Origin of the sequence: Vibrio sp. 03-59-1, from assembly GCF_013114135.1 — a bacterium.
Classification (GTDB): Bacteria; Pseudomonadota; Gammaproteobacteria; order Enterobacterales; family Vibrionaceae; genus Vibrio; species Vibrio cortegadensis.
Genome location: NZ_VTYA01000010.1, coordinates 156,662 through 172,383 on the forward strand (window position 1 = coordinate 156,662; position 15,722 = coordinate 172,383).

Annotated in this window: 13 protein-coding genes; all 13 read right to left on the reverse strand. The window is 40.4% G+C overall.

Features of this window, described 5'->3' with window-relative positions:
* Positions 1 to 4: 4 nt before the first annotated feature.
* Positions 5 to 775 (reverse strand): oxidoreductase, encoded by a 771-nt coding sequence (locus F0249_RS12210; RefSeq protein ID WP_171756862.1) that lies wholly within the window; start codon positions 773 to 775, stop codon positions 5 to 7.
* Positions 772 to 1,464 carry an acylneuraminate cytidylyltransferase family protein gene (locus F0249_RS12215; RefSeq protein WP_171756863.1) on the reverse strand — a complete coding sequence of 231 codons (693 nt, stop codon included), beginning with the start codon at positions 1,462 to 1,464 and terminating at the stop codon, positions 772 to 774. The genes F0249_RS12210 and F0249_RS12215 overlap by 4 nt, the downstream gene beginning before the upstream one ends.
* A gap of 9 nt (positions 1,465 to 1,473) precedes the next feature.
* Positions 1,474 to 2,457: a Gfo/Idh/MocA family protein gene (locus F0249_RS12220; RefSeq protein ID WP_253825315.1), complete on the reverse strand. Its 984-nt coding sequence runs from the start codon at positions 2,455 to 2,457 to the stop codon at positions 1,474 to 1,476.
* Positions 2,458 to 2,462: 5 nt separating this feature from the next.
* Positions 2,463 to 3,521: a nucleotidyltransferase family protein gene (locus tag F0249_RS12225; protein WP_171756864.1), complete on the reverse strand. Its 1,059-nt coding sequence runs from the start codon at positions 3,519 to 3,521 to the stop codon at positions 2,463 to 2,465.
* Between the two features lie 61 nt (positions 3,522 to 3,582).
* The gene (locus tag F0249_RS12230; RefSeq protein WP_171756865.1) at positions 3,583 to 4,236 is read right to left on the reverse strand and encodes an acetyltransferase; all 654 of its coding nucleotides are present in this window, start codon (positions 4,234 to 4,236) and stop codon (positions 3,583 to 3,585) included.
* A complete protein-coding gene (gene neuB, locus F0249_RS12235) occupies positions 4,229 to 5,302 on the reverse strand; it encodes an N-acetylneuraminate synthase (protein WP_171756866.1) in 1,074 nt (357 codons plus the stop codon). The genes F0249_RS12230 and neuB overlap by 8 nt, the downstream gene beginning before the upstream one ends.
* 7 nt (positions 5,303 to 5,309) lie before the next feature.
* Positions 5,310 to 6,494, reverse strand: coding sequence for a UDP-N-acetylglucosamine 2-epimerase (gene neuC / locus F0249_RS12240; protein ID WP_171756867.1), 1,185 nt, complete (start codon positions 6,492 to 6,494; stop codon positions 5,310 to 5,312).
* A 35-nt stretch (positions 6,495 to 6,529) separates the two neighbouring features.
* Positions 6,530 to 7,675, reverse strand: coding sequence for a LegC family aminotransferase (locus tag F0249_RS12245; RefSeq protein WP_171756868.1), 1,146 nt, complete (start codon positions 7,673 to 7,675; stop codon positions 6,530 to 6,532).
* Between the two features lie 61 nt (positions 7,676 to 7,736).
* Positions 7,737 to 8,927 carry a UDP-N-acetylglucosamine 4,6-dehydratase gene (locus F0249_RS12250; protein WP_171756869.1) on the reverse strand — a complete coding sequence of 397 codons (1,191 nt, stop codon included), beginning with the start codon at positions 8,925 to 8,927 and terminating at the stop codon, positions 7,737 to 7,739.
* A 174-nt stretch (positions 8,928 to 9,101) separates the two neighbouring features.
* Positions 9,102 to 11,075, reverse strand: coding sequence for an acyltransferase family protein (locus tag F0249_RS12255; RefSeq protein ID WP_171756870.1), 1,974 nt, complete (start codon positions 11,073 to 11,075; stop codon positions 9,102 to 9,104).
* 88 nt (positions 11,076 to 11,163) lie between these two features.
* Entirely contained in the window at positions 11,164 to 13,125 is a 1,962-nt protein-coding gene (locus tag F0249_RS12260; RefSeq protein WP_171756871.1) for an acyltransferase family protein, read from the reverse strand.
* Positions 13,126 to 13,226: 101 nt separating this feature from the next.
* A complete protein-coding gene (locus tag F0249_RS12265) occupies positions 13,227 to 14,348 on the reverse strand; it encodes a hypothetical protein (protein ID WP_171756872.1) in 1,122 nt (373 codons plus the stop codon).
* On the reverse strand, positions 14,348 to 15,481 hold the full coding sequence (gene rffA / locus F0249_RS12270) for a dTDP-4-amino-4,6-dideoxygalactose transaminase (protein WP_171756873.1): 1,134 nt from the start codon (positions 15,479 to 15,481) through the stop codon (positions 14,348 to 14,350). The genes F0249_RS12265 and rffA overlap by 1 nt, the downstream gene beginning before the upstream one ends.
* Positions 15,482 to 15,722 lie beyond the last annotated feature (241 nt).

Genomic DNA, 15,722 nt, shown 5'->3' on the forward strand with positions numbered 1-15,722 from the left:
TTCGTTACAGGCTAAAGCCATCATCGACGATTATGTTCTGTCCAGTGACGAACTTAGATTGCTCTGAAAGTAAAAAGAGTACTGAACCAATGATTTCTTCGACGTCCAGCATACCTGCACCGTGAGTATTACTCTTGTATGCTTCTAAAAAAGCATCAGGCTGATGATCAAAAATACCACCAGGGCTCACACAGTTAATTCTGAATCGGCTGTCGTTAACATAGGCCGATGCGTATTTGTTTAGGTGCAAAATAGCGGACTTAATTGCCGCATATTCAACAGGCATAGTCATTGGTGTATTGTCGTAAATATCAAACTTAGGTGCAACCACCCCATAAATTGAAGAAATGTTAACCAGTGAGAATGGTGTTTGATTATTCTTAAAATAAGCGGCACATTGCTGAGTAAATAGAAACGCGCTGCCTAAATGCAATGATAAATTTTCGTTAAAGCTATCTAATGACACATCAAAAAAGTGTGCACCATAAGTTTTGTTGCGCGGGTAAGTACTATTAACGGCACCAGTAATATCATTCCGGCAAGCAAAGAACGCTTTCATATCAGATTCACTGGTTACATCCAGCTTCACAAGTTCTAGCTCCGAACTTCCAATATTTACATCTTGGGCAATGAGTTTTTCACTCATCAATTCAAGGTTAATATCTGCCGCAATGACGTTCGCACCCTGCTCTAAAGCGTGCTTTACCACTTTTGCACCCAGTAAACCGCCTGCACCAGCAATCAGTACTTTGTGATTATTTAATAAACTCTTCATTCTCGGTATTCCTGTACAATCGCTTCAGCTAGTTTAAAGTCATAAATATCATCAATATCAACCGCACGCTCTTTTGGTACTTCAATACTAGTCACCTTCCCAGAAAACAACCCATAATGATTTGATACAAACTCTGGTGTCGTTGCATACACAACCGTGGTGATATCAAAAACTTCAGGTGCATCTTGACGACGAGTGACATCTGAGTCTGGTTTATTCACCAACTCCACAAGGCCATCTTGCGTCTCTTTTACCATATTAAAGAAAGGGCTACGGCTTGCTGGGGTCACTGAAATACAGATATCGGCATCGACGTCGCAACGCTTTTCAATTGCAGCTTCTACATCCACAACGCCACGAAGTGGACTTGTCGCAGGTAAGCTAACAAAGCCCTCAAATTTACCGTAATGTTCATTAGCCCACTCAATGGCATGACGCCATGATAGCCACTCAGGGCTTGTATCTGTGGCGAGCTCCTCTGGTCTTTCAATCAATATCGCACCTGATTCAATCGCCACCTTTGCAATATCGGTGTCATCAGTCGAAACAAACACTCTGTCGATAGATGGCGATGCAAGTGCTGTATCAATGGAGTATTGCAACAGCGGCTTTCCAGCTAACGGCTTAATATTTTTTCCAGGGAGACCTTTAGAGCCTCCTCGAGCAAAAATGAACGCAAAATTTTTCATTCTATTTCTCTATAGCTTACAAGCTTTGTGCTTAATATCGTTAATTAGGTGGACGGTCGTTACTGCTTCTGCCAACTCTGTACACGTATGCCCATTTTGCCCAATCATCTGTACAAAATCTTTTATCATAGCAACGTACATCTTATTCTTATCCCACTCAGGTTCACTATAAAGAACGCGAGTTTCTGTTGCAGTCGTCAAAGTAAGCTGGTTCTGAATCAAGTCCCAATCTATTCGCCCGTTGCTCCCCACAAAGCTGCATTTTCTATGCGCTTTGCGCTGTAAAAAATCCAAATGAATGGTCGCGACAGCACCAGTATCGGTTAATGCGGTGATATCCGCCATGTCCTCGACCTCTAAATTAAGCTCTTCAGAGGAACGTAATAAAGCATGCTGTAAATGAAGAGGCCCTAGCAGCCACTGAGCATAATCTAACTCATGACTGAGTTCAAAGAGAGCCCCACCACCTAAATGTCTATTGGCCGACACACAATCTCGGTAATCTTTACTTGGACGCCAGTCTGGTAGGTATTGACCAATTTCAATATGCGCATTGTACAAGGTACCAATCACCTTGTTATCGAGCAATCTCTTCAGCTCCTTGGCTGAAGGAAGATAACGTAAGCAATAGCCTACCGCGACAGGCGTACCATGCTCATCTATCGCTTTTTGAATTGAATCGGCATCTTCACTCGTGGTTGTTACTGGCTTCTCTATTAACGTAGGAATATCAGCTTCAATCAATGGGATTGCATGCAGAGCATGAAAAGGGGCCGGCGACGCAACAATAACCAACTCAACTTTCGCTTCGATTAAAGCTTCAACACTCGCCACAATTCCGTCGCTATCACTGATGGCTTCTTCCGGTATGCGTCCACTTGCCGACATAACCAGCAATTCAGCCCCTGGAAATACAGCCTTCAAATTACGACGATGACGAGTGGCTATATTACCCAACCCAATTACAGCAACTTTATTAATGATGCTATTCATAATCATTAATCCAACCCTAGCGTATGAATATCCGCTTGCGCACGATTAAAGTCATCCATACGACCTATATCTAACCAATATTCATGAATAGGGAACATGAGAATATTTTCACGCTCAACCATATGCTCTTCAAGCAGTGTTGGCATGTCGATATGGTGGTTCTCGGGAACGGATTGAATTACTCTCGGCGACACAACATAAATACCCGCATTAACAAAGAATCGTTGAATTGGCTTTTCAACCATGCTGGTAATTTTATTGCCTTCGCCATTGATAACCCCATAAGGGATCTGATAATCATATTCACGAACGCACATGGTTGCATCTGCTTGATTTTCTGTATGGAACTCAAGCAACCGTTGAAAATCAACCTTCGTCAAAACATCACCATTCATCATGATGAGTGGCAGGTCTTGCGGTAAATCTTTTGGTAAAAGGCCTAATGCTCCACCCGTTCCTAGCGGCGAATCTTCGTAAACATAAGTGATGTTAACGCCCAAATCGGAGCCATCGCCAAAATGTTGTTCGATCTGCTCTGGCATATAGTGAGTTGAAATATAAAAGTTTACAAAACCAGCCTTAATAAAACTGCGGATCACCGTTTCTAAAATAGGTTTGTTACCAATTTTTAGCATCGGCTTAGGGCAAGTATCGGTCAATGGTCGTAAACGAGTACCAAAACCACCAGCCATTAAGAATACCGGATTTTGATAAACAGGACGGCTTAATGCGCCGTGTAATGTTTCAAGGCCAACGACTTTACCCTTATTAAGCAATGGAATAGACAGAATTCCTTTGCTCTCCATTTCCGCAATAAGCTCATCTTTAGGGGTATTTATATCAGCGGTTGTCGGTGAGATGTTCATGACGAGCTGAACTTCAGCATTTAACGGTAAATTATCAAGCAAACCACGTCTGATATCACCATCAGTCACAACCCCTTTTAAGCTGTCCTGTTCATCAACAACAAGCACAACCCTAAGTGATTCATTATTAATAATTTCCAATGCATCACGCAGTGTACTGGTTGGCTTTATTAATACATTTTTCCAGCTATGACTCATGACTTACCTTCATGTTTTTTTATATTAACTTTTAAATGACAACACACTTTACACAAACCGATCACTTTGACGCCTTTATTATCGATCGACTTGGATAACAAATCTGCTGAGAGGCGATATTTTTTGTCACTATAGCACCAGCACCAGCAATTGAACCTTGCTCTAGCTTAATGTTCTGAATAACGGTAGAACCAGCTCCAACGTATACATCATCTTGAGTTGTCACTTGTCCACATAACGTCGCCCTTGGCGCAATGTGATTATAACGACCAATATGACAATCATGCTCAATAATGACACCACTATTAATCACGCTATGAGCACCAACAAATGCGCCGACTTGGACGATGGCCCCCGCAAATACTTGCACACCAGGTTCAATGACGGCAAATGACGAAACTTGTGCACTCTTTGCAATCACCGTCTCGAACTGGTAGCCATGGGAGAGGTAATACTCATTAAGTTTACGCTTTAAGTGTGACTTTGGCAGCATACCAATGCCATTAACTAACATGACGTCATCAGGTAAAAACTGCAATACGTCATCATCTTGCTTCAAGTGCTGAATACCGTTAAACACACTGCGTTGGCTGATATCATCGGGGCAAACAATAGCTAATATTTTCCGCTTTTGAGAGCGTAAAATATCCACTAACACACTAGCATGGCCGCCGCCGCCAATGACGACAATAGGCTTAAGAGTCGAGTTACTCAAAGATTAAATCCCCAGCCTGATAATCTTGGCTTGCAGGTTTATTTAATAAGTTCCAATAATGATATGGTGACATGCCTGAGCCTGGACGCTTAATCGTGAGGTTGTCTTCTGTAATAAGCTCACCTTGTTGAATGGCTTTCGCTGCCACTAAACTTTTACGCGCCACCACTTTATTTTTCACTTCGGAGACCGTTGGGCTTTTTACGCCAACACCTAATGCCACTTCGACTTGACGAATGGCTGTCACCATAGCCGTAAGCTCAGCAGGTTCTAGTGAGGCTTTATGATCGGGCCCTTCCATGTTTTTATCTAGCGTAAAGTGCTTCTCAATTAATACCGCACCACGAGCCACTGCCGCTATTGGGATGGTAATCCCTTCGCTATGATCGGAATAACCTGCTGGCAATTCAAATGCACGGCCTAATGTATCCATCGCTTTAAGGTTAATTTCAGCCATAGGCGCTGGATATTCTGTCGTACAGTGCAATATCGTCACTTTTTTCTTCAGAGCTTTTTGACCTTGCTCAGATGCATAAGCTTGTTGAAATGCTAATTCCGTTGGCTCCACGTTTTTATCAGCGGTATAACCGAAGGCGATCACCCCTAAAACGGCTTCAACTTCCGATAGCGTCGCCATTCCGGTCGACACAATCAAATCACAACCTGTACGTGCATGTTCTAGTACCAATGGAGCATTTGTGATCTCACCTGAAGGAATTTTAAGGCGTGTTAACCCTAAATCATTCACTAAAAAATCTAGGCTTTCTGAATCAAATGCGGTTGAGAGAAACTCAATACCTAACGATTCACAATGCTTAACTAACTGATGGTGTACATCATAAGAAAGCTCTAATCGGCTTAACATCGCTAATTGTGATTCTTGCTTTTGAGTATTCGTCACTTGGTATTCTGCTTGAACCGCTTCTTCTGTTACTAAATTTTTTGCTTTAAAGGTTTGGAATTTAACAATGTCAGCGCCTGCGTGATAAGCCGCATCGACAAGTTGAAAGGCGAGATTTTCATCACCATTATGGTTAACGCCTGCTTCTGCAATAATTAAGGTCATGACTCTCTCACTCTACATCGTTAAAAGTTATATCGTAAAACGCTTTACTTGGGGTGAATTGCAACGATTTGATCATTTCAATGACTTGACCGCTGGTATCACCCTGACCATATGGATTATGAATATGTTCATCACCATCCTTGTAAGCACGAGAAATCGCGTTCTGAATGGCTTCTGATATTGATGACTGCTCTGCTTCCACATTCAAAACACTCTTAGCGGCTAAGCGTCCTTTTTGTCTCGAACCTATATTGACCGTTGGAACATCAAACGCTGGAACTTCAATAATGCCACTTGATGAATTACCAATAACAGCAGTAGCGTGCATAACGGAACTCAGGTAACGAACCTGCCCTAAAGAAGGGATAGCGAACACTCGTTCTGGGTTATTTCGTGCGTATTCTTCAAGAATTGGAATGATACGTCGCCCACCATCATCCGCATTGGGGTAGGTTAAAATAACTTGATGATCGGGGTACTCATCTAACGCATTGAGTAAAGCTTGGAAACTCTCTTCTGGCGCTTCATTACCTAGTGTTACGGGATGGTAAGTGACCAAAAAGAAAGGCTTATCGAGAGTAAAATCCAATGACTTGGATAGCTCAGGGACCGACATAAATGTTGCACGCTTAAGGTGATCTAACCCAATCGCTCCAACATTTTGTACTCGATTCGGATCTTCACCAAGCTGTATCACACGTTGGCGATACTCTTCCGTTGATGTGCCATGCAGGTAGCTAAGCTTAGTGATGGCATGACGAATCGAATCATCATATGCGCCTTCGGTGATCTCGCCACCATGCAAATGAACGATGGGTATACGCATGATCATGGCTGTTTGCGCGGCGGCTAACGCTTCAAAGCGGTCGCCCAAAATAACCAATACATCCGGTTTCAAACGTGCTAAAGCATCTGAGAAGCCTAATACCCCAAGCCCCATACTTTTAGCCGTACCTACCGCAGAGTCTGATGAAAGAAGGATCTCAATCTTTTCATCAATCACAAAACCATCCGCTTCTATTTGCTGATACGTTTCGCCAAATTCTGGAGATAAATGCATGCCTGAAACCAAAAGTTGCAACTGAAGGTCTGGATCATTCTGAATATCTTTTAAAAGCCAAAAGAGCAGACCGTACTCTGCTCTTGTGCCTGTAAAAACGGCTATTTTCTTATTCATGACTTGCTTGCTCATAATAAACCGACTATCTCTTGTTATCTTTTTTACAACTACAGAGCTATAGGTGTGCTCGGCAAATTAATCAAATGCGCTTCAATCTGCTCTGACTGGGTTAAATCACCACGAGGCGCATCTTTAAACATAGGCAAACGATGCATCAACTGCCAAATAGGCCGAGTCATAACACCTGATTCGTTTGTTTGCTTTAACATGTCATCACGAGCTTGTACTGATGGACAAATCACCGCATTTAACCAGTAGTTAGATTGAGCATATTCAGGTTCAACCACAAATTGGAAATCACTCTCAGCAAAAAACGCTTGATAACGACCCGCCAACACTCGCTTCTGTGCTAGATATGGCTCTAGCACTTCCATTTGAGCGCAACCCAAAGCTGCGTTTAAGTTTGGCATGCGATAGTTAAATCCCGCTTCATCATGATAAAACTCATAAGGATGCGGCACTTTTGCCGTTGTCGTGACGTGCTTGGTTCGAGCGCCAAGCTCTACTGTTTTGCATAGCACCATGCCGCCTCCACCAGTGGTAATAATTTTATTACCATTAAAACTGACCGCTCCAAAATCGCCCAAAGTACCTGTATGCTTACCTTTATAAAAAGAACCTAAACTTTCAGCAGCGTCTTCAACTAAAACAATATTCCACTTCTGACAAACGGCAATCAATTCATCTAACTCAACAGGGTGGCCGAAAGTATGCATGGGTACAACCGCACGGATTGGGCGCTTAGTTTGTTTATGAATACAGCCAGTGTCTGTAACTTGTGCATGTTGCGTTAAGTATTCATCCATGGCTTTAGGACAAAGCCCTAAACTCACTGGTGACACATCAACAAAGATCGGTTCAGCACCCATATGGTGTAAGGCATTACACGTCGCGACAAACGTCAGAGCTTGAGTAATAACGAAATCACCAGTTTGAATACCTGCCATGTAAAGCGCGGCATGAAGTGCAGCTGTCCCATTAACTGTCGCCACCGCTTTTTTTGTACCCGTATAAGCTTCTATTTTCTGCTCAAACTCATCGACAAATTTGCCGACACTCGATACAAAAGTGCTTTGGATGGTTTCTAAAACATACTTCTGCTCATTGCCGTCAAACGTTGGGGCATGCAGTGGAATGAAGTCATTGGTTTGATAAATATCTCGTACAAACTCAACTAGTGGTGTCTTGTTCATTACTCAACTCTCTACGTTATTTGAAGCTTATCGATTAACACACTAAATTCGGCACTCTAGATTACATCTTACTATCAAGGTATTTGCCTGTCTCTTTGTGCCCGAAATCAGGGATCATGGTAAAGAATAATTTCACAATCTCTTCTTTGGTCCACTGACGTTCTGACTTCATTTGACCAATTTTTTGTTCAAATAATTCAAGAAGTTCTTGCTGATAAAGCGGATCATTTTTGATGATACCTAGATTATCAAAGCGACCCATATCTAGTGTTTCTTTATCAGTAAAAAACTCTTCAAAGTCTTTCTCACCCGTTGTATCACTAGAAGTAAACAAACATGGCCACTTCCCTTGTGCAGGTAATGTTTTAGCGAGTTCACGCGCCTCATCTTCACTCTCACACAAGTGTGGTTCATAACCAATTTGTTTCAAGTACTTAACGGCAATGTCTGCAAATGAAATTAGGTGTAGCGCTTCACTCAGTTTAGGGAAGAAGATGTCGCGGTTTTCGCCAAAGATACAAGACATCAAACAAAGCTCACCGGATTCTTGAGGGGTAACGAAATAGCGTTTGATATCGTTTGGCGCCACAATCGGCTGATTCTTTTGAATGCGTTGATTAAAGCCATGCAGAAGAGAGCCATCAGAAAAGGCGACATTCGCAAAGCGGGCGGTTGAGATAGCCATCTGCTCACTCTTCCGCATTAGGAACATTTCCATAATACGTTTAGACGCGCCCATCATGTTGACAGGGTTAGCCGCTTTATCTGTCGACACACAGAAGTATTTCTTAGCTCCCGCATCAATCGATTGTTGAATAGTTTTATCGGTATTAAACACATTCACATCAATCATACGCATTAAAGTAAACGGATCTTTTTCACTGCGAACATGTTTAAGAGCAGATAAGTTCAATACGTAGTCGTACTGCCCATCGGCTTTGATGAATGCGTCATACTCGATAGAACCAATATCTAATGCAAAGGTTTGAAAATCACCATTAATGTAGCCAAATGAGCTGCGAATATCACGAACCAACTCCACCATATTGTTTTCACTGATATCAACAACATGAAGCTTCTGAGGATGACGTTTGAAGATCTCTTTGGTCACAGCCTGACCTATAGATCCCGCGCCACCTAGAACTAGAAAGCGAGATTCAGACACAATTCGCGACAGCTCAGCTTCATGGCTAGAGATATCTTGAGTAAAAAGGGCATCGGTGCGGCCGATAAGAGAGAGAGTTGAATTCATATGATGGCTACTTTTGTTAGTAATAGTAGGATTTTAAACCAAGGTTACGAATGGCGAAAGCGAAGTCCCAGCTAAAAGTGATTTCAGCTGGGACTAAATTACTCTATGTTCGAAGCGTTTCGCCACTTCACCGCTATTAACCCAGTAATATAGGTTAACCCTTGTGATAAATGCTTAATTTAATGGATTACTGTCACGCTGTAGATACTTTTGTCCAAGAGCTTTTGAACCGACATAATTTAAGTGTCCATTATCTTTGTAGTACGTTAACCCTTCTTTTGCGACGTAACATTGTTGTGAGTCACAAAGCAATTCTCGTGTATTGATAAAAAGGACTTGTGGATAGAGTGGCTTCACTTTCGCAAAGAATTCCGTTTCAAACTGCTGAAAGTCTTCAATAACCGCTCGGTCTTCACTACTTGAACAAAGCGTTGAGCCTTCAAAGCGTGATTTCAAAATTTCACATTTTGACTTATCGACAGGAAAATACGGCACATCCTCAACAATGATTAACCTCTTGTCCTGACTTAAAATATAGTCAATAGTGCTAATCATGCTAGATTTAAAGTTTTCTAAGGATTGCTCATAAGAAGGCGTATCCCCCTCTCTCATAAACCACGAATCATAAAATTCATCCACATATTTTGAATAACGAGCAGTCAGGACAACGGTGTCACCTTTGAAGTTCTCTATCATCTCTTGCGTTTGTTTGTTTTTTGCGGAGTACGATGTGAAACCTTCTCGCTTCGTTTCATAACGTTCGACATCCACTAAGAAAGGTGTCCCGCCGTTATATACAAGCGTCCCTTGCTTTTCTGCATCATTGGCTAATGAATTAAAAAAGCCTTCCATAGATTGCGCGTGTGAGTCTCCCACCAATAAAAAATCTGATTCTATATAATCGGTCGAAAATTTGTTCTTATATTCAGGCCCACAGTATGCCGCAGTACAATCATTGTAATTAGTTGAAATAAAAACAGATAAGCGATCGTTGCCTTCACCTGAGAACCGCTCAGGAAAGCCATCATGCTCTTTAGTTATTAAAACGGTTGAGAGCAATAAGGCAAACGGAACCCCAAGAAATAAGGCAAAGGTTTTACGTGGTGAAAATACATACTTGAATCTAAAAGCTTGCTCAACAAAATGATAACTCAGAACCGACATGACAAAGGTAAGCGTCAATATCGCAGCTTTAATTGGTAGAGTTTTCTCAATTGAAAGGTAGTTACAAAAAACATTGATCGGCCAATGCCACAGATACAATGAATAGGAAATCAAGCCGATATAAGCGATAACCTTATTAGACATCAATTTATTGATAATCCCTTGATTGTCTTTATCTTTACCCGTAATTAACAAAATCACAGTCGCAAGGCATACAACCGCAGCGTTGATCCCAGGAAAGATACTCCCCTCTCTTAAAACAAAAGCCATCGCGACAATGCTAACCAATGCAATTATTGATAATAAATGATTCAACTTAGCGTTAATAACGGGGATGCGATGAAGAGTTAATGCTAGCCAAGCACCCATAAGCAGTTCGTATGAACGAGCAGGTAATAGGTAGTAAGCACTGTTTGGGCTATAACGAGCAAGGTATTCTGACAGTCCTAGAAATACAACGACCAGCAGTAGCACAAAAGATGAAAGGCGCTGTTTTTTAAACACTTTAAACAGCAACAGAAGAAGAGTTGGCCAAATGATGTAAAACTGCTCTTCAACCGATAGCGACCAAGTATGGATGAGAGGAACAAGCTGACTTCTTGCCCCCCAATACCCTGACGTTATATTGCTGAAATAAAAGTTACTTACAGAAAGGAAAGCCGTCCCGGCTCCATTTACTGTACGATAAAAATCTTCAGGTAAAAGAAAGAACCAACAAGTCGTGAGGGTAAAAGCAAGCACGACTAGCAGTACCGGAATTAGCCGTCTAACACGACGAAGGTAGAACTTCTTGTAGGAGAACTCTCCTGCGACAAGGTCTTTGTACAGTATCGAAGTAATTAAGAATCCAGACAGGACAAAGAATACATCGACACCGACATACCCACCAGAAACCGACGTAAACCCTGTATGAAAAAGAATGACGATAACAACAGCTAAGGCCCTTAAGCCACTGATATCATCTCTGTATCCACTTGCAATCATTAATCACTCATAAAATAAAAAATAAAGAGTGACGATTATACAGACAAAAAAACACTTCAAAAGTACTAACCCAAGTTTATAAGGTTAATTATAGATGTGGCTTCAACTGATTTCGCATGTCAGGGATTAACATTGAAGCTCCAAATTCACTCAAATGGTCATCATCAAAATAAACTGGCCGGCCATCGATATCTCCATAACAATAGTTATCATCACAAAAGTGCTTAGCTACCGAAATATAATTCACATGACACTGTTCTCGCAGGTTTGTGACTACGCTTTCTAATATCAAGTTTCGATCTTGGTATTCTTTTAATGAAATTTTAACTCGAAAGTTATCATTCCCTTTCATAATTTCTCTGGCCATCACCTTAGGCACATGTAGCTTGAGCTCTGGCGTTTGCTCCAGTAAAAATACTGGATTATTTTCAGAAAACTTACAGACAGTTTGAGTGAATGCTTCATTCATAGCGGAAATATACGCCTCATTTCGAACGGTGTAATTTTCTGTACTTGGAATGAATTCAGTAACAATATCTCTTTCATGTTGTAATTCTGATTCATTTGGGCCTAAGATAACGGGCAGATAACGATTATCAATAATGACGGGTACATCAGGATATTTTGTCATCTCACTAATCGCGTAAGAAATAAACTCACCACAAGATTTATCCACCAAACCATGATTTAAGGTATTAAATATATTTTCAATGGTTCTGCAGCCGCTCATTGTCCAATCTAACACACTCATGCCATTTGGTAGTGATGCTTCGACACTACGAACAATACTTTGTGCATGGCTATCGCCAATCACGATAGCACCTAATTCACCATTCCCATAAACACACTCAGGAACCTTGCCTGTACCAACGTGGCACTCTTTTCGTCGTGGGTTTTTATTGTTCCTTTCTCCAACAACATCAATAACACGTTGTGAATAATGCCACTCAGCACCATTTGTTTTGTATATTACTCGCCCACCTGTACCTACAATTAATAAGAGTAGAAGAGGAGCCATGTGCCAAACTTTATTTTTCCTACACTCACTTACATTAAACCTGTTTCTATTAAATTTAATACTTTCAATATATGCATAACTACCCCAACCAATTAAGATTGAGAGTATAATCCCCAAATAATTATAAAGGCTGCTTAGAGCGTAGTAATTAATAACTACAACAATAGGCCAATGCCAAAGATAAATAGAGTATGACCAAGCCCCTATCTTTTGAAAAAAGTAATTACCTGTAATGGTACTTTTCCCTCGATGCGATACTATGATAATTACCGTTCCTAATACAGGTACAAGAGCCCAATAACCTGGCCAAGGCTGTTTCTCTGAGAGGAAAAAATAAGATCCTAAGATCATGAAGACGCCGAGACCTTCGAGGTATCTTTTATTATTATCCTTCAGTGTAATTGGATATAAGAAAACCACACCTCCAATCAACATTTGCCACATTCTTGTTGGAAGCAAGTAATAAGCTGATTCAGTCCATCTGTAAGTCACTATCACACTCACAATAAACCCAATAGCAGTACAAACTAAAACAGCTTTCTTCATTACTTTAACTGATAAGACACGCTTCAAAGCAACCAATATTAATGGATAAATTAAATAGAACTGCCACTCAACGGACAGTGACCAAGTATGCAGTAGCCATTTATCATGTGATGCGGCGTCAAAATATCCAGATTCCCTCAAATACGTAACATTAGAGAAAAATAATATACTGCTGGTTACATGCTTCCCTAATACCTTATAGTCTGATGGTATTAATATAAACCAACCCAAAAACATGATCGCAATACATAGAAATGCTAATGCTGGAACTATTCGATTAAGCCTTGAACGATAAAATTTAAGTATTGAAAACTTACTTAATTCGAAGCCGTTGAATATAATCCCCGTCATTAAAAAACCTGAAATAACAAAGAAGATATCAACACCAGCAAACCCTCCTGAGAGGTGCTTTGGCATAAAGTGGAAAAGCACCACCCCCATAACAGCAATAGCCCTCAAGCCATTTATATCTTCCCTAAATTTCAAAGTCACACCCTATTTATAAAAACGAAAGTCGCGCCTGCACGACAAATTATTGGTAATGTATCCCGTTAACTACATTCACCTTTACGAAAAATATTCAACTATTAAAGATATATTTGTTTTAATATTTTGATTGATCGATTTTCTTCCGCTATAGTTTTTTCAGCATTCAAGCGAATATTAATTTTCGAATTAAGTATTCCTGAAACTAACTCATCAGACGAATGAAAACTGATGACATCTAAACCTAATGCGTCTTCGAATCCAAATTCATTTTCGGAACCTGCAGGGACACAAAGAACACCTTTACCTAACTTAAGGTAAGAACGGACGGTACTTGCTCCACCTCGACGCTGCAAGACAATATGTGAACATGAAGAGATCAATGCTGTATATGCCACTGGAGATAACGCTGTGACATATGAAATATCAATTGTTTGCCGCTTCACATGACGTAGCCATGTAATGTATAGGTCGAGGAGTATTCTCTGCTTTCTATGCTTCTTATGCCACATAAGAAGTATTTTATAGCTTTCTCCTGCCTTATATCGGCAAAGTGAAAGCAAAATTGATTTAATTTCGCTTAAATCAAATGATTTTTGTTTTGTTCCAATAAGTATTTTTTGCTCTTTTCCTACCGACTTATCACCTTTCAATATCGCTTCATTAAGAGGGGCTATGATATTACAGGCTAAAGTATCGAAGATCACACCAGCATCAATGAACTTCACATCATCTCGCTTCAAAATCTCTCTTACTTTAGTAATAAACGTCCCAGAATGACCGATAAACAAACGCAATTTATTAATTGCATCTACTTCCTGCTGAGTGATATTTGGTGAAACACTAACCTTAAGTTCACCGTATTTCTGATAGCTTTGGTTCCAACGTTCTACTTCATCATCGGTAACAAAAATATGCACTTTATCAACCATATTGCTATCTAGCTCAAGTACATTATTAATATATTGGCTATTTTGAGCATTGACCGACATAAAAGTTATTGTTTTAGCCTCAATGAGTGCGGCTATATTTTGCTCGTTGACGGTGTCGTATGTAACACCATCAACCTTAATCATCATGTCTACATCAGTTTTACTTGCGCCAAAAACGAGTACCGCCATTTTATTTGGATCGACACCAGCTTTGTTGATGAGAGCGTCAGCATTTAAGTAAAAAAAGTTATCTTTGGCTGAAATAACAAAGACATGTTTAAGTTGAAACATTAAGACTCCAAGCTTTTATAGATAGCTGCAACAATTTCATCTCTTTCTATTGAGCCTAAACCGTAATACATTGGTAACCGAACCAATTTTTCACTTTCTTTTGTTGTAAATATATCCTTCCCAAGAAAGACACCAAAGTCTTGCCCTGCTGGAGATGAATGCAAAGGAATGTAATGAAACGGCGTCAAAATATTTTGATTTTTCATCTCCTTTATAAACGCAGTTCGAGATTTAAAGTCTTTAAGCTTGAGATAGAACATATGTGCGTTGTGCGTCAGACCCTCAGGAATAATGGGCAACGCTACTTTACCGCTATCGGCCAATGGTTTCAGAGCCTTGTAATAAAAATGCCAGTCGTCCAATCTCTTGTCGTTAATTTTCTCAGCCTCAAGCAATTGCCCCCAAAGGTAAGCTGATTGAATCTCACTTGGTAACAAGCTACTTCCTATATCAACCCAAGTGTATTTGTCTACCATACCTCTGAAAAATTGACTTCTGTTCGTACCTTTTTCTCGCATAATTTCGGCGCGTGAGATAAGAGATTTATCATTAATAAGTAACAAACCACCTTCACCACCACTGGTGTAGTTTTTTGTTTCATGAAAACTAAACGCCGCCATATGACCAATAGATCCTAAAGCTTTGCCTTTATACTTTGACATCACACCTTGTGCTGCATCTTCTATTACATAAAGAGAATACTTACTAGCAATCGCCATTATCGTATCCATCTCACATGCAACACCCGCATAATGAACTGGCACAATGGCTTTTGTTTGGGAGGTGATCGCGTCCTCTATCAAATTCTCATCAATATTCATCGTGTCAGGGCGAATATCAACAAAAACAATCTTAGCACCTCTTAGCACAAAAGCATTTGCCGTACTAACAAAGGTATAGCTTGGCATGATGATTTCATCGCCAGGCTGCGTATCGATAAGAAGTGCTGCTAACTCTAAAGCATGCGTACATGAAGGTGTCAGCAGTGTCTTTAAACTGCCTGTTGTATCCTCAAACCATTTTTCACATCGCCTAGAAAAATCGCCATTTCCAGCTAACTTACCACTGTTTACAGCTTCTTTAATAAAATTAATTTCCAGCCCAGTAACCGGCGCTTTATTGAAAGGAATCATTACTTTACTCATATACAGGTAGATTTAACAGACTAAAATTAAGTTAAACTAGCTCTCAACTAAATGTCGAATGATAACATTATCAATCTAGTAATAGTTACTTATATCATACCCATAAATTATAATTCCGAAATGATCGCCAAACGTATGCAAATTGAAGAGGCATTCCGTGATTTGAAAAGTACCGCATATGGGATCGCACTTCGTCACAATAGAACTCGTTGCACTAAGCGGTTAGATA